This is a genomic window from Mycobacterium sp., assembly GCF_032159775.1.
In the GTDB taxonomy this organism is placed as follows: Bacteria; Actinomycetota; Actinomycetes; order Mycobacteriales; family Mycobacteriaceae; genus Mycobacterium.
This window is the reverse complement of record NZ_JAVHWK010000217.1, coordinates 13,250-31,641: the sequence shown is the minus strand read 5'-3', so window position 1 is coordinate 31,641 and position 18,392 is coordinate 13,250. Positions and strand designations below refer to the sequence as shown.

Below are 18,392 nucleotides of genomic sequence, written 5' to 3'. Positions count from 1 at the left end.
CAACGCCGCCGCGGCATGCCCGGCCCTGGCAATCGACATCGAGGAATGAATAAAGGCTTATGTCTGAAACCCTGACCGCGAACGGATCCGGCGTGACAGCCGAAGTACCCGAGTACCCGATGGAGCGCGACGCGCGGTGTCCGTTCGCACCGCCCCCGCAGATGTTGAAGATGAACGCGACCAAACCGCTTTCTCGCGTGAAGATCTGGAACGGCACCACGCCATGGCTGATCACCGGACACGAGGTGGCCCGTGCGCTGTTCGCCGACCCACGCGTGAGCGTCGACGATCGCAAGGACGGCTTCCCGCACTGGAATGAGCACATGCTGTCCACGGTCAACAAGCGGCCACGTTCGGTGTTCACTTCCGACGCCGAAGAGCACACCCGGTTCCGCCGGATGTTGTCGAAACCCTTCACGTTCAAGCGCGTCGAGGCGTTACGTCCGGTGATCCAGGAGGTCACCGATGAGTGCATCGACGCGATCTTGGCCGGACCTGCGCCGGCTGACCTGATCACGAAGCTCGCACTGCCCGTGCCGACCCGGGTGATCAGCGACATGCTCGGCGTCCCATACGAGGACCACGAATTCTTTCAGCACCACGCGAACGTCGGGTTGGCCCGCTACGCCTCGGCCGAGGACGGTCAGAAGGGGGCAATGAGCCTCCACAAGTATCTGATCAACCTCGTCGAGTCCAAGATGGCGATTCCCCCCGGGGAAGGCCCGGAAGATGCCGTCGCCGACCTGGCTGAGCGCGTCAACGCGGGCGAAATCAGCGTCAAGGAGGCCGCGCAGCTGGGGACCGGTTTGTTGATCGCCGGCCACGAGACCACCGCCAACATGATCGGTATCGGAATACTCGCGCTGCTCGAGAACCCTGAACAAGCTGCGCTGCTGCGCGATTCCGACGATCCCAAGTTCATCGCCAACGCCGCCGAAGAATTGATGCGTTATCTGTCGATCATCCAGAATGGGCAACGGCGCGTTGCCGTCGAGGACATCGAGATCGGCGGCGAGACCATCAGGGCCGGCGACGGCATCATCATCGACCTGGCGCCCGCGAACTGGGACAGCGCCACATATGCCGAACCCGAAAAGTTGGACCTGACCCGCGACGTCGGGCAGCAACTCGGCTTCGGCTACGGCAGACACCAATGCGTCGGGCAGCAACTCGCCCGTGCCGAGTTGCAGATCGTGTTCCACACACTGCTGCGACGCATTCCCTCCCTCGAGCTCGCCGTGCCTTTCGATGAAGTGCCGTTCAAGCACGATCGCCTCGCCTACGGCGTATACGAACTTCCCGTCAACTGGTAAAACCTGCACCGCCGCCCGATAGGAGTACCAACGATGTCCACCCCGACTGCCGCAGCGTCGCCCACCCGCCCCTCGGCGCTCTATCCGCCCGAGGGTTTCGGTGCACCCAAATACCGCAAGGGCCATGCGATGGAGGAAGGCCCGACCGGACTCCCCAAGGGCACTGAGATCTTCTCTGCCGACAACCACATATCGGTGGCAGATGACATCTTCTACGAGCGTTTTCCCGAGGAGCTGAAGGGTGCGGCGCCGCGGATCTGGTACGAGGACGGCGCGTACATGGTCGGCATGAAGGGCAAGGCTTGGACCGGCGGTGACTTCGGCCGGGTGCTGATGCAGTACGACGACCTGGCGGGGGCGGCGTCGAACAACATCGAGGCGCGGATCCAGGAACTCGCCGAGGACGGCATCGACAAGGAACTGGCATTTCCCAACGCCGTGCTGGCGCTGTTCCACTACCCGGACAAATCCCTGCGGGAACGCGTGTTCCGCATCTACAACGAGCACATCGCCGAGCTGCAGGAGCGCAGCAAGGGACACTTCTACGGCGTGGGGCTGATCAACTGGTGGGATCCCAAGGGCACCAGGGACACCCTGGCGGAGCTGAAGTCTCTCGGACTCAAGACGTTCCTGCTTCCGCTGAACCCCGGCAAGGACGACGAGGGGAACATCTACGACTACGGCAGCACCGATATGGATGCCGTTTGGGACGAGATCGAGGCGTCCGGCGTCCCGGTCAGCCACCACATCGGTGAGACGCCGCCGAAGACGCCGTGCCAGAACAACAGCGTCGTCGTCGGGATGATGGTGAACGTCGACTCGTTCCGCGAGCAGTTCGCCAAGTATGTCTTCTCCGGCATCCTGGACCGGCACCCCTCGTTGAAGATCGGCTGGTTCGAGGGCGGAATCGCCTGGGTGCCAACGGCACTGCAGGACGCCGAGCACATGCTGGCCTCCTACCGCCACATGTTCAACCATCAGCTCACCCGTGGCGTGCGCGATTACTGGAGCGACCACATGTGCGCCTCCTTCATGGTCGATCCGCTCGGCCTCGAGCTGATCGACAAGATCGGCGTGGACAACGTGATGTGGTCGTCGGACTACCCGCACAACGAATCGACGTTCGGATACTCGGAGAAATCGCTGAAAACCGTCGTAGACGCCGTCGGGCCAGAAGCCGCGACGAAGATCGTCAGCACCAACATCAAGAACTTCCTGGGCGTCCAATGACGACGTTCGCGGTGAACAGTTCCGCCGTGGAGATTCCCGAACTCCCCGACACGGCGCGGATGTACCGCGAATGCGGGGCCCGGCTGCACGACTCGATGAAGGACAAAGGGGTCGACGCGCTGGTCCTGATCGGCAACGGCAACGTGGTGTACGCCACCGGCGTCAGTTGGCGGCTGTTGGACGCCGGGCTTTCGCACGTCGAGCGCCCGGTGGCCATCGTGCTCGCCGGCGACGAACATCCACACCTGTTCATGCCGATGCGCGAAGGTTCGGTGTCCGAGTGTGAGGTGCCGGCCGACCACGTGCACGGGCCGCTCTACCTCGAATTCGACGAGGGCGTCGAGCATTTCGCGAAGGTGCTGACCGAGCTCGTGCCCGCTGGTGCATCCGTGGCAGTCGACGAACTGACGGGCGCCATGCGCCGCGCCCAGTCACGTCTGTTCCCGGCGGGTCCGCCGTCGGACGCCGCACAGGTGGTCGGCCCGGCGAAGCTGGTGAAGACGCCCGATCAGGTTTCGTGCGTCCGCAACGCGTGCCGGATCACCGAAGAAGCTATGGCGGACGTGCAGAAGGCGCTCGCGCCCGGGGTGCGTCAGATCGATCTGTCAGCGGCGTTTGTTCGGCGTGCCTTCGAACTGGGTGCCACCGCCAACATGCTCGAGGCGATCTGGCAGGTGATGCCGACGACGAAAACCAGCGGCGGCGTCTGGACCACCACCGGCGATCTGGCTCTGCCGCTGCTGACGACGGAACGTGAGCTGGTCCGCGGCGACGTGTTGTGGACCGACGTCAGCATCACCTACAACGGCTACTGCTCGGACTTCGGCCGGACCTGGCTCGTGGGCGACGAGGTGTCCGACCGACAGCACGCGCAGTACGAGAAGTGGCGCGAAATCATCGATGCCGTCCTTGCCGTTACCAAGGCCGGCGTCACGTCTGGTGATCTGGCCCGCGCCGCGATCGCCGCCAACGGCGGGAAGAAGCCGTGGCTTCCGCACTTCTACCTCGGCCACGGCATCGGAACCAACGCCGCCGAAATGCCGATGATCGGAACCGATCTGGGTGAGGAGTTCGATGACAACTTCGTCTTCCCGGCGGGAATGTTGCTGGTGCTCGAACCCGTCATCTGGGAGGACGGTACCGGAGGTTATCGAAGCGAGGAGATCGTGGTCATCACCGAGGACGGCACCACTCGCATCACGGATTACCCCTACACGCCCTACGGGCGGTCCTGATGGCACTCGAGATCCTGCCTGACCCGAAGGCTCTGCGCAGCGGCCGCCGCGATCGGGTCTTGGCCCAGATGGCGGCCGATGACATCGACATCCTGGTCCTCGGCCGCCAGGCCAACGTCCGGTACGTGACCGGAGCGCCGCAGCTGTGGGTCGCGGGCACCAGACCGTTCGGCCCGATCTGTGAGGTGATCCGCGCGACCGGCGAGATTCACCTGAACAGCACATGGGATGAGGGCATCCCCGACGAGATCGGTCATGACCATCTCTACGGACTGGCGTGGAACCCGATGACGCTGATCGACGTGCTCAAGCAACTGCCCGGTGCGGCGACCGCCCGGCGAGTCGGAACCGACTCGCTGACACCGACATTCGCGCAGCTGCTGCCGATGGCGTTCCCCGACGCCGAACTCGTCGACGCCGAACCCGCGCTGCGTGCCGCAAGGCGCATCAAAACCGATGACGAAGTCGCCGTGCTGCGGGGTGCGCTCGGCATCGCCGAACAAGCGCTCGAGGCGGCGCGCGCGGAGTTGGCGCCCGGCATCAGCGAACTGTCGTTGACCGGCGCGTTGATGGAGGCGATGGCGGCGGGCGGGGTCACCACCCCTGCCACGCAAGACGGCGCGTGGATCACACCCAAGGACCACTCGTGGCGACGTGACCCGAGCCGAGGCCGGGTTGCCGAAGGAGATTTGGTCGCCCTTTCCGCCGGCGCGCTCGCCGACGGCTACGTCGGCGAGGTCGGCCGGACCTGGCCGGTCGGCGACGTACCGGGAGCCGATGCGTTGTTCCGACGCTCGAATGAGTTGTGGGAACACCTCATTGCCGCATGCAGGCCGGGCGGCAGCGCCGCCGACCTGCTTTCGGCATACGACGCGGCGGGGGAGCCGCTGCCCGCCACGCCCGTTGCGCACGGGCTCGGTCTCGGGTTCGACCCGCCGGTGGTCTCGGCGGACCTGCCGTCGACCTGCGCCGAGGAGCGGCTCGAGCCGGGCATGGTGCTGGCGGTCACGGGATACGTGTGGGAACCCGGTGTAGGAGCGGTGTTCTCCAGGGACGCCGTGTTGATCGGCGACGACGGTGCCGAGGTGCTCACGTCCAGCCCCACGTACGGCACCGTCGCGGCGACGGCCTGAGCCGGTTTTGCCACGCACGCGAGGAGCGAAACATTGATGGCGTCAGGCGAACGTCCGTCGCCCGAGGAGATCGTCCTCTACGACAAGGACCCCGAGACCAAGATCGCAACGATCACGTTCAATCGTCCCGATCACCTGAATGCCCCGACGTCGGCGGCACGCCTGCGGTACGCGGATCTGTTGCGGGGTGCAACCGTGGACGACGACGTGAAAGTCGTGGTCATTCGCGGCGTCGGTGAGGATTTGGGCAGCGGGGCTGATCTGCCCGACTTCATGGCGGGAACCGACGAGGACCGCCTGGCAGAGCTTCGTGTCGACGATCCGAACGTCACGTATCCGCCGCAAGGGTCCTTTCGGCACGGCGCGACGATGGGCCAGTGGTATGCCAACGCGGCGGCCGGTAACCGCGCGCTGCAGGAACTCAAGAAGATCAGCATCGTCGAGGCCAAGGGGTACTGCTACGGCTGGCACTTCTACCAGTGCGCCGACGCCGACCTCGTCATCTCCAGCGACGACGCACTTTTCGGCCATCCCTCGTTCCGCTACTTCGGCTGGGGACCGCGGATGTGGACCTGGGTACTGACGATGGGACTTCGGCCGTTTCAGGAGATGGTATTCACCGGCAGGCCGTTCACGGCCGAGGAGATGCTGGCGTGCAACTTCCTGAACAAGGTGGTGGCACGCGACGAACTCGAAGCCGAGGTACAGAAGTACGCACTGGCGTGCGCCCGTAACCGCCCCGTCGACAGCATCTTTCAGCAGAAGGTGTTCTTCGAGGTGGTGAAGCAGTTCCAGGGTGAGTACATGGGCAGTCTGCTGTCCGCGGCGTTCGAGTCCATGGGTGGCTCTGTTCGGCCCGACGGGGGCGACTTCATGCTCGGCGACGCGATCGACGCGGGCCTGGCCGACGCCGTCAACGACAACGACGCGAAGTTCCCGCCCGAATTCCGGCTGAGCAAGAAAAATCGCAGGATGAAGGACTGACCCCGTTGTTGCCTCTCGACGGCTACACCGTCATCGATCTGTCCTCCGGCATCGCCGGAGGTTACTGCACGAAGCTGCTGGCCGATGGTGGCGCCACGGTGGTCAAAGTCGAACCGTCGGAGGGTGATCCACTTCGGCGGTGGTCTGCATCGGGTGCCGAGATCAAGCCAGGTGACGACGGGGCGCTGTTCAGTTTCCTCGCGGGCACCAAGGACAGCGTGGTGGCCGAACCGGACGCCGACGCCGAATTCGTCGACGGTCTGCTCGGCGACGCGGACGCGGCGGTGTGGTCGCGCGGCTCGCGGCTTGCCGAGCACCCCGCCTTCGCGCCGAACGAAATCGAACAGCGACATCCGCACTTGACAGTCACCACGATCACCCCGTTCGGCCTCGAGGGTCCATGGGCCGACAGGCCGGCGACGGAGTTCACCGTGCAGGCATGGTCAGGCGGCGTGGTCGGGCTCGGCCGGGGTGCACAGGACCGCCCGCCGCTGTTCGTCGCCGGACAGATAGGCGAGTGGCTGGCCGGAGCGTATGCCGCCGCAGGGACGATGGCAGTGCAGTCCGGCGTCGTCGATGTCTCCATGCTCGAGGTCGAGACACTCTGCCTCACTTACTATTCGGTGTCGTTTCTCGATATCCTTGGCCGCCCGTTCCGCGACCTTCGACGGCTCACGATTCCAGGTGTCGCAACGGCGGCCGACGGTCTGGTGGCGCTGGGCTGCGGGACCGCGCAGCAGTGGTTCGACCTGTGCGCGATGACGGGTCACGACGAGTGGATCGACGAGGAGTCGCAACTCTCGATCACCGAACAGGCCAACATCCATGCCAAGGAGATCTACGACTGGGTGCGTGCAAACACCGTCGACGAGATCCTCGACCTGTCGACTGCGTTCCGCATTCCCAACGCTCCCGTCGGAAACGGCGCCAACATCACCTCGTTCGACCAGTTCGCCGAACGCGGGGCGTTCGTGACCAATCCGCGCGACGGGTTCACACAGCCCGGTCCACCCTTCCGCGCCATGCCGTCGCTGGGCCGTGCACCGTCTGCTGCACCGCGACTCGGCGAGCACACCGAGGACTACCGCCGAAACGGGATCACCCGTCGCGACGGAAAGCCGGGGCTGTCGTTCGACGGTCTGCGCGTCCTCGACATGACCAGCTTCTGGGCTGGCCCGTCCTGCACACACATACTGGCGCAACTCGGCGCCGAGGTGATCCACGTGGAGTCGACGTCACGCCCCGACGGCACGCGGTTGATCGCCGGCGTGCCGATCACCGAAGACCAGTGGTGGGAGCGTTCTCCGATCTTCTCGGGCCTGAACACCGACAAGAAGAGCGTGACGCTGGATATCCGCAACCCGCGCGGCGTCGAACTGCTCCACGAACTCGTGAAGACGTGCGATGTCATCGTCGAGAACTACACGCCGAGAGTGCTCGACCAGATCGGGCTCGACTTCGATACAGTGTACCGGCTTCGCCCCGACGCGATCATGATGCGCATGCCCGGCTTCGGGCTCGACGGCCCGTGGCGGGACAAGCCTGCATTCGCATACGTCATCGAGGACGCATCCGGGATCACCTGGCTGACCGGTCATCGCGATCAGAATCCGGTGGAGCCATATGCCGTCGGCGACCCGAACGCAGGCGTGCACGGCCTCAACGCGTTGATGCTGGCGCTGGCGCACCGGCGGCGTACGGGAGAGGGCGTCAGAATCGAGGCCGCGATGGTCGACGCGGCGCTCAACGTCGCCGCCGAGCAGGTCATCGAGCACTCGGCCTACGGCAACCTGCTGCAAAGGGAGGGCAATCGCGGGCCCGCCGCCGCTCCGCAGAACCTTTACCGGACAAGCGAACTCGACGAGTTCGGCCGACCCGACGACTGGGTGGCCATCGCGGTCGCCACCGACGCCCAGTGGAAGAACCTCGTCGCCGCCCTCGGCCACCCCGACTGGGTGACCGACGAGCTCGTGAGCGCACTGGGGCGTCGACGACACCACGACGAGATCGACGAACACCTGAGCCGGTGGTGTGGGACGCGCACGGGTGACGAGATCGTCGGAACCCTCTGGAATGCAGGGGTGCCCGTCGCCAAGGTGATGCAGCCACACCGGGTCGGTGACCTACCGCAACTGAAACACCGCGGCTTCTACGAGCAGGTGGATCACCCCGTGAACGGGGCCGCCAGGCACAGCACGCTTCCCATGCGCATCTCGACCGGCCCGCAGCGCTTCCATCGGACACCCGCACCGCTTCTCGGACAACACAACCACGAGGTGCTCTCGGGGCTGGGCCTGGGCGACGAAGAGATCGCCGACCTGCAGGAGAAGGGGGTCATCGGCACCGCTCCGGCGATGCGCGGCATTCGCACCACCAAGACTGGTTAACTCGACCCGTGGCCATCGATCCGTCGAACATCTTGTTGACCGGGCGGGTAGCGGTCGTCACCGGCGGGGGAGAAGGCATCGGACGCGGCATCGCCGAAGGGCTGACCGCATTCGGCGCCAGGGTCGCCATCTGGGAGCGCAACCCCGACACCTGCGCATCTGCTGCCGAAGACATTGGGGCGCTCGGCATCGTGGCCGATGTCCGCGACAGTGGACAAGTCGATGCGGCGTTGGAGCAGACGTCCGAGACGCTGGGCATCGTGAGCATTCTGGTCAACAACGCAGGCGGGGTCTTCTCCTCACCGCTGCTCGAAACCACGGAGAACGGCTGGGACGCGCTGTACCGGTCGAATTTGCGCCATGTCCTTCTCTGCACTCAGCGGGTATCACAGCGGTTGGTGGCCGCGGGACTGCCGGGCAGCATCATCAACGTGACGTCCATCGAGGGTGTGCGGGCGGCACCCGGCTATGCCGCCTACGCCGCCGCCAAGGCCGGCGTCATCAACTACACCAAGACCGCTGCGCTCGAACTGGCCACCGAGGGAATCCGGGTGAACGCACTGGCCCCCGACCTGACCCTCACCGAAGGGATTTTGCGGGTATCGCCGGACGGTCTCCCCGACGGCGCCAGGCACATGATCCCGATGGCGCGGCCGGGGCATGTCGACGAAATGGCCGGAGCAGCAGTCTTTCTCGCATCCGATATGTCCAGTTACATCACAGGCCAGACGATCCATGTCGACGGCGGAACGCATGCCGCAAGCGGGTGGTATCACAACCCGCAGACCGGCGACTACCAGCTGGGTCCCGGCTAGCTCTGCGTGCCCTCGGTGCTCAGGCAGGGATCGCCCAGTCTCTTTGCGATCGCACCCCACAGGTCGGCGTACATTCCCGGCGCATCGCGGTAGGCTGCGCGGCGGGCGAGAAAAACGCGCGCCAGAGGTGCGATGAGGCGCAGCGGATATCGCTTCCATCCCATTTTCTCGCTCATTTCCGCGAGCATCGACGGCCATGAATGATGTTGGAATGCAAGTGCTTCCTGCGCCCGCGCAGTGTCCATCCAATCGGTGAGGAACCAGCCGTTGTCGTTCTCCGGGTCACCCGGCCTGCCTTCGGGCAGCACGCCGGGCAACCCGAGCGCGGCCGCCAGCGCGGCGCCGACATCCTTCTGCCGGAGCTTGTGCGAGTCGTCGCCCGCGATCAGCAGGATCTCGCCGACGACGTCAGCCGTTGTGGCGGCGGCGAATGCGGCGGCGACGTCGCGGACATCAACCGTGTGAATCCGCCCGTCGGTGGGCAGTGCGCTCTCGATGTATATGCCGTCAGTGGTCAACGGCAGTGCACTGAAGTTCGGGCTGAGCACACCGCCGAGCCGAAGCACGACCCAATCTAGGCTCGACGCGCGGACGAACTCCTCGGCCTCGAACTTGGTGTTGCTGTACAGCTCGAACGGCCTCGGCGGAGTATCCGCGCGAACCACATCGGTCACCCGATGAGGATTGCGCGAGCCGTAGACGGCGTTGCTCGACGCCTGTACGAAGCGAGGTGGCTTCGGTTGCGCTTCGGCCGCGCGCACCAACGCCATCGTGGCGTCCACATTGACCTTCCGGGCGAGGCCGGGGTTGCGGTAGAGCGGGGGCGGAATAACGGCGGCGAGGTGGACGATCACCGACGGCGAGACCTCCGATACCAGGCGATCGACCGCGCCCGCATCGGTCAGGTCAGCCCACCGCACGTCGACACCGTCGGGTAGGGCGGCCACTTTCTTGCGGTTGGCCGGGGTGTCGAGATCAGCGACCACCACGCGCCGGCCGTCGGCCGTCAGCCGCGCCACCACCTGCGAGCCCACCAGTCCGAACCCGCCTGTGACCAGTACCGCGCCTGTCATCCGTCCCCCTTCATGGAAATGACATTCTCAAGGAAAGAGAGTACCATATTCGCAGGTGACGAGGTTGGCGGGTACTTCTCGCTCGGCGTGGGTATGCGACACGCAGGACACACAAGGGGAACATATGGCTGACGAAGGCGTCGAGCAGATCGGCAGGGAAGAAGCCACCAAGTGGGACCCCACGTTCACCGAGCAGATCAAGAACGTGGTCGGCCCCCTGGTCAAACGGTATTTCCGGGCGGAGGTCCGAGGGCTGGACGCCATTCCGTCCGCAGGTGGCGCGCTGTTGGTGTCGAACCACTCCGGTGGCATGTTCACCCCGGACGTGCTCGTCTTCGCGCCGGCGTTCTATCACAAATACGGCTTCGACCGTCCCCTCTACACCCTCGCGCACTACGCGCTCTTCGCCGGACCGCTCGGCGACTGGCTGCGCCGGGTCGGCGTCATCGAGGCCAACCGGGAGAACGCCGCGAAGGCACTGCGCACCGGCGCGCTGGTGCTGGTCTTCCCGGGCGGCGACTATGACTCCTACCGACCGACCTTCGAGAACAAGATCGACTTCGCGGGCAGGACCGGCTACGTGCGGACCGCGATCGAATCCGAAGTGCCGATCGTGCCGATGGTGTCCATCGGCGCTCAGGAATCACAGCTGTTCCTCACCCGCGGCAATTGGTTGGCCAAGCGCCTGGGGTTGGAGAAGCTTCGGGCCGAAATCCTGCCGGTCACGTTCGGGTTCCCATTCGGGCTGAGCGTGTTCTTCCCGCCCAATATCCCGCTGCCGAGCAAGATCGTCACGCAGGTTCTCGATCCGATCGACGTGCTCGCAGAGTTCGGAAAGGACCCCGACGTCGACGCCGTCGACGCCCATATCCGCGAAGTGATGCAGGACGCTCTCGACAAGCTGGCCAACAGTCGCCGCTTCCCGATACTCGGCTAGCTCGAAGGTTTGACCGGCGCCATCGCCGTGTCGACCGTGCTGAGCTGCGCGGGAAGCCCTGCGGCGCGGCGGATTTCGGTCAGACCGTGGATCATCGCGTCGGTTGCCTCGTGGACATCGTCGAAGGTTTGGTCGTCGGACAGAATCGAGATGTCCACCTGGTCGACATAGCTCCACACGGTCATGTTGAAGGCGCTGCCCGACGACAGGATCCCGATCGAGTAGATCTCGTTCACCGGGGCACCGCCGATATGCCCGCGCTCGCGGGGTCCCGGCACATTGGACACCGCGACATTCATGATGCTGTTGTGGGCGGCGCGCTTGGATTGCCAGCGGAACAACGGGGGCGCAAACGACGGCGGCAGGTACTCCATCAACTTCCCCTGCAGTTCGGGGCCCATCAACTCGTAGTTCTCCTTGGCGCGCGATGCGGCAACCGAGGTCAGCCGAACCCGCTCCAGCGGATCGTCGATGTGCACCGGCAATGACACCGACAACCCGCCGATCTCGTTCCCGGTGATCCTCTCCCTCGACTTGTCGGTGGCCACCGGCACCGACGCCAGAATCGGCCGGTCGGCCCGACCGTCATAGCGCAGCAACAGTTCTCGCAATCCACCTGCCGCCATTGCCAGCACGATGTCGTTGAACGTGACGCCGAGGTGCTTGGCCGTGTCCTTGACATCGGCCAGTGCCAGTGACGCCGTCGCGAACGTCCGGACGGGCGAGACCACATGATTGAGAAAGGTCGGTGGCGCCTTGAACAACTTTGCCATGTCTGGCTGGTCGCCATGCTCTCGCGACCGGTGCCTGACCTGGACGAATCCCCGGGCGGCGTCGCGGATCAGGCCCGGCAGTGCGGCGACGTTGCGGACGTGGTCGTGGCCTGCGTTGCGCAACAGCTCGATCCGCGATGGCATGGCGCACGCGGTGTACTCGTCGCGCTCGTCCTGTTCGGAACCGGCCAGATCCATCAGCCGGGCGAGCAGGTTGGCCGACGCGACGCCGTCGGCCAAGGTGTGGTGCACCTTGCCGATGAGCGCGAAGCGATTGTCGGCCAGTCCTTCGGCGAAGTGGAATTCCCACAGCGGGTGGTCACGGTCCAACGGGGTGCTGGCGATCTCGCCGATGACCTGGTCGAGTTCGCGGCGGCCGCCGGGAGCCGGCACCCCCACCCGGCGCAGGTGGTAGTCGAGGTCGACCTCGCAGTTCTCCATCCACATCGGGTGATGCATCTTCCATGGGATGTCGACGAGGCGGTAGCGCAGCGGGTCAAGCAGATGCAGGCGGCGCCGGATCGTTTGTCGGAAGACGTCAAAGGTGAAGTCGCCGTCGAAGTCGGTGGCGTCGATGACCGCGACCTTCAAAGTGTGGGTATGCAGATTGGGCGTCTCGCTGTACAGCAACATGGCGTCCATGCCGTTGAGTCGCTTCACGTCCCACCCCGCTCTCCCGTAGCGGTTCCATGCAACCACCCCATTGGTTGCGGGCTGACCGGTTTGGGTGACTCAGTGACTCCAGCCTTCGGCGGCCTGCTCGTCGTAGGTGCCGTCGATGCGCTCGAACCGTCGTCGAATCGATTCGCGTGACGCATGATGCGGCAGGATGTACAGGCGGTTCGCGAGGACGGCGTCGGCTGCCAGCCGTGCCACGTCGTCGGCGGTCACGTCGGCGTCGGTCGGCGTCACCACCGAGGTCAGTCCCTGCACCCCTTCGTCGTTCTGCACGCTGCGCGCGCCGTAGTCGCTGCTTCGGCTGCGTTCGGAGTTCACCATCAGCGGTGTGTCGACGATCATCGGGCAGAGCACCGAGACGCCAATGCCCTCGGCCTTCAGTTCGCGTGACAGTCCTTCGGCGAGTGCGACAACACCGAATTTGGCGACGGAGTAGGGACCGAGATAGGCGTTGCCGACCATGCCTGCGAACGACGACGTGAACATGATGTGGCGATCGCCGCCCTGCTCGCGAAGCCGTGGCAGGAAGGCCTCCACGCCGTGGATCGGTCCCCACAGGTCGACGTCGATCACCCAGCGCCAGTCGCCGTGGGTGACGTCGGCGACGGGGCCCGCATAGGCGATGCCTGCGTTGTTGAACACCAGGTTGACCCCGCCAAGCAGGGAAAAGGATTCGTCGGCCAGGTGCTCGACGGCGTCCAGCTTTGTCACATCGCAGAGGACACCGTGTGCCTCCGCGCCGCCGGCCCGCAGTTGTTCGACGGCTGCATCGAGCGCGGTCTGATCGATATCGGCGAGCACGACGCGCGCGCCGCGACGGGCGAACTCCGCAGCGGTGGCGAAGCCTATGCCGCTCGCGCCACCGGTGATGACCGCGCCGCGTCCCTCGAATGTCTCCACGGCGGGAAGACTATCCGGCTACGAGATGGCGTCAATGGCGGCACGGGTGTCGAGATCTCCGAACGCGGCCGCGTACCGCTGCGCCAGCGCGAGACAGATCTCGGCGCTCTGCCAGGCGTCGCCGCCCGACAGCGTCGCCATCCAGATCGCAAGCCCGTGTGCGACCGAGGCGCGGTAGCGCAGCAGCACTTCCTCGGCGCTCGGCATTTCGTCGGCAGGCAATGTCAGTGCGGCGCGGTACTCGTCGAGGAGTTCGCGCTCGTTGCTGCGCCGGTTCTCGACCGTCAGAGCACCCTGCAGAAAGTATCCGAGGTCCAGCGACCAGTTGCCCCGACGCACCATCTGCCAGTCGAGGAAGCCGACGTCGTCGTCGGGCAACACGTAGGTGTTGCCGATGTGCGGGTCACCGTGCAGCAGCGTCTGCGGCGACGTCGTGAGCGTTGCGATGTAGCGCGCCCAGATGTCGATGAACAGTTGCTCACCGCTGAGCGCGAGGATCTCGCCTGCCACGGTGTCGCCCAACCGCTCGCGCGCGATGTCCAGTGGGGCGTACTGCATTCCCTCGAAGGCGACGAACGGTTCGACCCAGCCGAGCGCCGGGTCACCTGTCAGCCGCTCACCCCAGTACGCGCTGTGCAACCGGGCGAGCCCCCGCACCCCGGCTGCCGCCTGATCGACCGTCATCGGGCGCGTGGAGTCACGCGGGTCCGCACCGCGCGACACGACGTCCTCCATGATCATCAAGAAGTCGGAGTGCTCTTCGTCGACGAGCGCCGCGTAGACCGTCGGATGATCAAGCGGCAGAGGCACTCCCGAGGCGAATAGCCGGGGTTCGTGGTACAGACCGCTGGTCAGCGCCACGAGTTCGGCGTGTGCCGGATCGACGGCCTTGGCGAACACGGTGGCAGGCCCGGAGCCGGCCGAGTACGTCAATTCCAGCCGGGCCCGCCTGTTGGTGCCGTCGTCGCGCAGTGCGACCCGAACGCTGTCGACCACCGCGCCGGCGTGATGAGTTGCGAGTGCAGTCGTCATCCAACCGGGGGTGATCGCATCCCAGCCCTGTGGGATCGACAGCTCGGCAAGCGTCGTCACTTCAGGCAGCTGCCGCCGTCGATCGGAAGCGTCACACCGGTGACGTAGCGGGCCTCGTCGGAAGCCAGGAACAGCACGGCGTTGGCGACGTCCTCCGGCTCGACCCACCCGATCGGAAGGGTGTGCATCATCTGTCCGACGACCTTCATGTCGTCCGGGCCCGGGTTCTCCAGGTCGGGCCGGAACAGCTTCATGGTGCCCTCGTTCATGAACAGGGGGGTGTTCACGTTCGTCGGATGCACCGAGTTGACGCGGATGTTCTGCGCGCCGAGCTCGACCGCAAAGGTGCGCATCAAGCCGACCACACCATGTTTGGCGGCCACGTAGTGACCGGTGTGCGGATACGCCTTCAGCCCGCCGACCGAGCTGGTGAGGATGATCGAGCCGCCGCGGCCGCCTGCGAGGATATGCGGCACACCGGCTTTCACTGTCTTCCAGACGCCGCCGAGGTTGACGTCGATCATGTCGGTCCAGTCGCCCTCGCTTGTCTTGTCCAGCGTCGCACCGCCGTTACCGATTCCCGCGTTGGCGACGATGATGTCCAGCCTGCCGAATTGCTCGACGCCAGCGTCGACGGCCGCCTTCAGCGCGTCGAAGTCGCGGGTGTCGACCTCGGCGGTGTAGATCTGCCGGTTGTGCCCCTTGACCAGATCGGCGGTCTCGGCCAGATCCTCCGGAGTCGAGAGCGGTATCTGCACGCTGTCGATCTGCTTACAGATGTCCACGGCAATGATGTCGGCACCCTCCTGCGCCATCCGCACCGCATGGGCACGACCCTGTCCACGGGCCGCGCCTGTGATGAATGCGACCTTGCCTTCAACACGTCCTGTCATTTCCAACCTCAATTCGTCGTTAGCGGAAAGGATTCACTTGATCGCGGCGGGCATCGAATCCCAGCCGCGGACAGTCGATGTCGGGGAGAGTGTCGCGTTGGCCATGTCCACATCCCATTCGGGGAACCGCTTCAAGATCTCCTCCAGCGCGACGCGGCCCTCCAGCCTGGCCAATGCCGAGCCGAGGCAGTAGTGGGTTCCCACGCTGAAGGACAGGTGTTGCCGCACTTCGCGATGGATGTCGAAAACATCGCCGTCGGGCGGAAACTGACGATGGTCGCGCACGGCGGCGCCGATCAGCATCATCATCGTGCTGCCCTGGGGCACCGTCTGGTCGTGGATTTCGACATCGCGGGTGACGTAGCGCGCCACGTGTGGTGCGGGCGGCTCGAAACGCAGCAGCTCCTCGATGGCCTGAGGAATCAGGCTGGGATCGCCGGCGAGTTCACGGCGCTGATCGGGGTGTTCGGCCAGAACCTTGCCCGCCCAACCGATCAACCGCGTGGTGGTTTCGTTACCCGCGCCTGCCACCACGTTGAGGTAGGTGAGCAGTTCCTGGCGAGTCAGGTTGCGCGTGATACCGGTCTCGTCGACGAACTCCGCGTTGAGCAGTTCGGTCATGATGTCGTCTGACGGGTGGTCGGCTCGCCAGTCGATGTAGGCCTCGAAGATCTCGCCCGTCACGAAGCCGTCCTCCGATTGCTTCATGGGCTTGCCCGCCTCCGTGCGCATTTGCGCGTTGGCGTGGTCGCGGATCATTTCCTGGTCACCCTCGGGTATGCCCAGCAGTGCGCTGATCACCTGCATTGGCATCACCGCGCCGAGGTCGGCGACGAAGTCGAACCTTCCGCTGCCAACCAAGGGGTCGAGGGCCTGTGCGCAGAACTCGCGGATCTTCGGCTCCAGCCCGTTGACCTTGCGTGGCGTGAACATTCTCGCCAGCAGCTTGCGATGGATGTCGTGGATGGGCGGGTCCTCGAAAATGACCGTCCCGGGCGGGATCTCGATGTTGGCCTTGATCAGCTCGATGATGGCGCCCCGCGCCGAGCTGAACGTCTCGTGATCGACCAGTGCCTTATTGACGTCGGCGAAGCGGCTCAGCGCATAGAAGTCGTGTGCAGCGTTGTAGTACAGCGGTGCTTCCTCCCGAAGCCGGCGGAACGTCGGGTACGGATCGGCGTTGATGCCGATGTCGTACGGATCGAAATACACGTCGCTGGGCGCAGCTTCGGTGGTATCGACGGTCACGGTGTCCCTTTCGCAATGACCAGGGGCTGGATAAGACAAACTCATGGCCGTTGTCTCATAAACTGTGTCACCAGCGCTGCAATTGTGTCAATGGAACCGTCATATTTTGGGATTTATACTCTCCGCTTAGAAGAACGACCTTCTCGGGTTGCCGGCGATTCACTGCGCGACCCGCAGAAGCGCTTCCTGGGCGTAGGAGGCGACCAGTACTCCGCGTTCGGTGAGGATGTCGCCGCGACCGAAGCAGCGGCCGTGCGCGAGCAATGGACTGTGCTGGCGCAGCAGCAACCATTCGTCGGTCCGGAACGGCCGGTGAAACCACAGCGTGTGCGACGTGACGGCCGAGGTGAACTGCGTGCCGTTACCGCGTTGGCCAAGACCGTCCATCGGCCGCAGCGCGGTGCCGATCAGGGTGAGATCGGTGGCGTAGGCCGCGAGCGCGGGAGCCAGCGCAGGGTCGACATCCGGTGTGCGCATCCAGAACTCGAATTCCGGCGGACCGATGCCCGTGAGGTTGAGGTCGTCGACCGCACGGGTCTCCCACGGAATGAGATCGAGCGCGAGACGGTGCTCGGGCCCGAGGACCACAGGAACGTCGGCGACGGCCTGGTGTTCGAGTCCGTCCTCGACGGCATGCATGGAAACCGAGCTGGTGGCCAGCACCCGGGAGCCTTGTCGCCCCGTGATCGTCAGCGCGGCAAACGACCGGCCCTCATGGTGCCGTACCGCCTCGAAGGTGACCGGATCGCCGGCCCGCCCCTCGCGGGCGAAGACCGTATGCAGTGACTTGACGGTCTTGTCGGGGTACACGAGGCACGCGACCTGGATGAGCTGGCCGAGCAGCTGACCACCGAACACCCGGTGGTAGTCGAGCTGCTGATTGCGCCCCTCGAAGACGGCGGCCCCGATTGCCCCGTCGTCGCCGTCCGGGCGTCCTGGCGTCAGCTCGAGGCACTCCAGCAGGTCGTTCCACAGGTCGGGCACGGCCATTAGTGTAAGCCGAGTTCTTCGGCGAAGAGAATGTAGTTCTCAGCTAGGCCGCGAAGCCGTTGGCGCAGAAATCCCACACCTCGTCGGCCGTGATGGGGCGCCCCGCCTCGTCGTCCTCGTCACCACTGGACTGCGCTGCGTTGAACATGACGGTTTGCATTGTCATCGCCGCCATCCGCTTCGGGCTGACGCTGGGACGCAGCTTGCCGGTGGCCGCGGCGTCCTCCATCAGCTCTGTGAGCAGGGCGAGGAGTGGCGCATGGGCGATCTTCACCTCTGACGGATGCGACACGAGCAGACGCGGCGCGAAGTCGGTGAACAACGGGCGCTTTGCGGTGGGATCCGGCCGCGACGTCTCGAACAGCAGCTGGATAGCGACTTTCAGTCGCTCCATCGGGTCGTCGTGGCTGGCGGTGGCGGCGCGGATCTGATCGGCGGACCGGGCCAGCGCGTCCTCGAAGAGCGCGAGCAGAAGTTCATGTTTACCGTCGAACTGCAGGTAGAAGCTTCGTAACGACTGACGGGAGCGGTCGACGACCTCTTGTACGGTGAAGTCCGTGGTGCCCTTCTCGATGATGATCGCCTGGGCGGCGTCGAGGAATCGCTGCACCCGCTGGGCGGCCCTTAGCTTTGCTGTCTTGATCGACCGTTCAACCGCGCGTTGCTTCCAGGCGGGTTCTTCGCTGGGGCTCGTCACCGGCGGCTCGGATGCTTGCCGATTGGTGAGAACATGAACAGACTGTACCGGAGAACGCCTTGCCATTGCGGTCC

General features: G+C 65.1%; 16 protein-coding genes. 8 read left to right on the top strand and 8 right to left on the bottom strand.

What is annotated here, in order from left to right:
• The first annotated feature begins 59 nt into the window (after nt 1-59).
• The 7 genes from QOJ24_RS27485 to QOJ24_RS27455 are packed head-to-tail and all read left to right on the top strand — an operon-like array spanning nt 60 to nt 9,097.
• The gene (locus QOJ24_RS27485) at nt 60-1,313 is read left to right on the top strand and encodes a cytochrome P450 (RefSeq protein ID WP_526266834.1); all 1,254 of its coding nucleotides are present in this window, start codon (nt 60-62) and stop codon (nt 1,311-1,313) included.
• 33 nt (nt 1,314-1,346) lie between these two features.
• A complete protein-coding gene (locus QOJ24_RS27480; RefSeq protein WP_526266832.1) occupies nt 1,347-2,543 on the top strand; it encodes an amidohydrolase family protein in 1,197 nt (398 codons plus the stop codon).
• Entirely contained in the window at nt 2,540-3,778 is a 1,239-nt protein-coding gene (locus QOJ24_RS27475) for a M24 family metallopeptidase (protein WP_526266831.1), read from the top strand. Before QOJ24_RS27480 ends, QOJ24_RS27475 begins: the two co-directional genes overlap by 4 nt.
• The gene (locus QOJ24_RS27470; RefSeq protein ID WP_526266830.1) at nt 3,778-4,911 is read left to right on the top strand and encodes a M24 family metallopeptidase; all 1,134 of its coding nucleotides are present in this window, start codon (nt 3,778-3,780) and stop codon (nt 4,909-4,911) included. Before QOJ24_RS27475 ends, QOJ24_RS27470 begins: the two co-directional genes overlap by 1 nt.
• 36 nt (nt 4,912-4,947) lie before the next feature.
• Nucleotides 4,948-5,895, top strand: a complete 948-nt coding sequence (locus QOJ24_RS27465) for an enoyl-CoA hydratase/isomerase family protein (protein WP_526266829.1) — start codon at nt 4,948-4,950, stop codon at nt 5,893-5,895.
• 5 nt (nt 5,896-5,900) lie between these two features.
• Nucleotides 5,901-8,282: a CaiB/BaiF CoA-transferase family protein gene (locus QOJ24_RS27460; RefSeq protein ID WP_526266827.1), complete on the top strand. Its 2,382-nt coding sequence runs from the start codon at nt 5,901-5,903 to the stop codon at nt 8,280-8,282.
• Between the two features lie 8 nt (nt 8,283-8,290).
• Entirely contained in the window at nt 8,291-9,097 is an 807-nt protein-coding gene (locus QOJ24_RS27455) for an SDR family NAD(P)-dependent oxidoreductase (RefSeq protein WP_526266826.1), read from the top strand.
• On the opposite strand, the gene QOJ24_RS27450 is transcribed toward QOJ24_RS27455, so the two are convergent.
• On the bottom strand, nt 9,094-10,170 hold the full coding sequence (locus tag QOJ24_RS27450; RefSeq protein ID WP_526266824.1) for an NAD-dependent epimerase/dehydratase family protein: 1,077 nt from the start codon (nt 10,168-10,170) through the stop codon (nt 9,094-9,096). The genes QOJ24_RS27455 and QOJ24_RS27450 overlap by 4 nt on opposite strands.
• Nucleotides 10,171-10,294: 124 nt before the next feature.
• Here QOJ24_RS27450 and QOJ24_RS27445 point away from each other — a divergent pair, with 124 nt between their 5' ends.
• Nucleotides 10,295-11,107 carry a lysophospholipid acyltransferase family protein gene (locus QOJ24_RS27445; RefSeq protein WP_526266822.1) on the top strand — a complete coding sequence of 271 codons (813 nt, stop codon included), beginning with the start codon at nt 10,295-10,297 and terminating at the stop codon, nt 11,105-11,107.
• On the opposite strand, the gene QOJ24_RS27440 is transcribed toward QOJ24_RS27445, so the two are convergent.
• The 7 genes from QOJ24_RS27440 to QOJ24_RS27410 all read right to left on the bottom strand — a co-directional run bounded on the left by QOJ24_RS27440 (nt 11,104) and on the right by QOJ24_RS27410 (nt 18,384).
• Entirely contained in the window at nt 11,104-12,540 is a 1,437-nt protein-coding gene (locus tag QOJ24_RS27440) for a WS/DGAT/MGAT family O-acyltransferase (RefSeq protein WP_526266821.1), read from the bottom strand. The two genes, QOJ24_RS27445 and QOJ24_RS27440, sit on opposite strands and share 4 nt — an antisense overlap.
• 72 nt (nt 12,541-12,612) lie before the next feature.
• A complete protein-coding gene (locus QOJ24_RS27435) occupies nt 12,613-13,458 on the bottom strand; it encodes an SDR family NAD(P)-dependent oxidoreductase (RefSeq protein ID WP_526266819.1) in 846 nt (281 codons plus the stop codon).
• An 18-nt stretch (nt 13,459-13,476) separates the two neighbouring features.
• Entirely contained in the window at nt 13,477-14,490 is a 1,014-nt protein-coding gene (locus QOJ24_RS27430) for a phosphotransferase (RefSeq protein ID WP_526266835.1), read from the bottom strand.
• Nucleotides 14,491-14,546: 56 nt separating this feature from the next.
• Nucleotides 14,547-15,383 (bottom strand): mycofactocin-coupled SDR family oxidoreductase, encoded by an 837-nt coding sequence (locus QOJ24_RS27425; protein WP_526266817.1) that lies wholly within the window; start codon nt 15,381-15,383, stop codon nt 14,547-14,549.
• 33 nt (nt 15,384-15,416) lie between these two features.
• On the bottom strand, nt 15,417-16,631 hold the full coding sequence (locus QOJ24_RS27420; protein WP_526266815.1) for a cytochrome P450: 1,215 nt from the start codon (nt 16,629-16,631) through the stop codon (nt 15,417-15,419).
• Nucleotides 16,632-16,790: 159 nt separating this feature from the next.
• Nucleotides 16,791-17,615 carry an acyl-CoA thioesterase gene (locus QOJ24_RS27415; RefSeq protein ID WP_526266814.1) on the bottom strand — a complete coding sequence of 275 codons (825 nt, stop codon included), beginning with the start codon at nt 17,613-17,615 and terminating at the stop codon, nt 16,791-16,793.
• A gap of 49 nt (nt 17,616-17,664) precedes the next feature.
• Entirely contained in the window at nt 17,665-18,384 is a 720-nt protein-coding gene (locus QOJ24_RS27410) for a TetR/AcrR family transcriptional regulator (protein ID WP_526266812.1), read from the bottom strand.
• Nucleotides 18,385-18,392: the final 8 nt, after the last annotated feature.

Coding starts and splice junctions, on each gene's coding strand:
- QOJ24_RS27470 (WP_526266830.1), top strand. CDS start 3,778: ATGGCACTCGAGATCCTGCCTGACCCGAAGGCTCTGCGCAGCGGCCGC.
- QOJ24_RS27410 (WP_526266812.1), bottom strand. CDS start 18,384: ATGGCAAGGCGTTCTCCGGTACAGTCTGTTCATGTTCTCACCAATCGG.
- QOJ24_RS27480 (WP_526266832.1), top strand. CDS start 1,347: ATGTCCACCCCGACTGCCGCAGCGTCGCCCACCCGCCCCTCGGCGCTC.
- QOJ24_RS27475 (WP_526266831.1), top strand. CDS start 2,540: ATGACGACGTTCGCGGTGAACAGTTCCGCCGTGGAGATTCCCGAACTC.
- QOJ24_RS27485 (WP_526266834.1), top strand. CDS start 60: ATGTCTGAAACCCTGACCGCGAACGGATCCGGCGTGACAGCCGAAGTA.
- QOJ24_RS27445 (WP_526266822.1), top strand. CDS start 10,295: ATGGCTGACGAAGGCGTCGAGCAGATCGGCAGGGAAGAAGCCACCAAG.
- QOJ24_RS27425 (WP_526266817.1), bottom strand. CDS start 15,383: ATGACAGGACGTGTTGAAGGCAAGGTCGCATTCATCACAGGCGCGGCC.
- QOJ24_RS27450 (WP_526266824.1), bottom strand. CDS start 10,170: ATGACAGGCGCGGTACTGGTCACAGGCGGGTTCGGACTGGTGGGCTCG.
- QOJ24_RS27430 (WP_526266835.1), bottom strand. CDS start 14,490: ATGACGACTGCACTCGCAACTCATCACGCCGGCGCGGTGGTCGACAGC.
- QOJ24_RS27465 (WP_526266829.1), top strand. CDS start 4,948: ATGGCGTCAGGCGAACGTCCGTCGCCCGAGGAGATCGTCCTCTACGAC.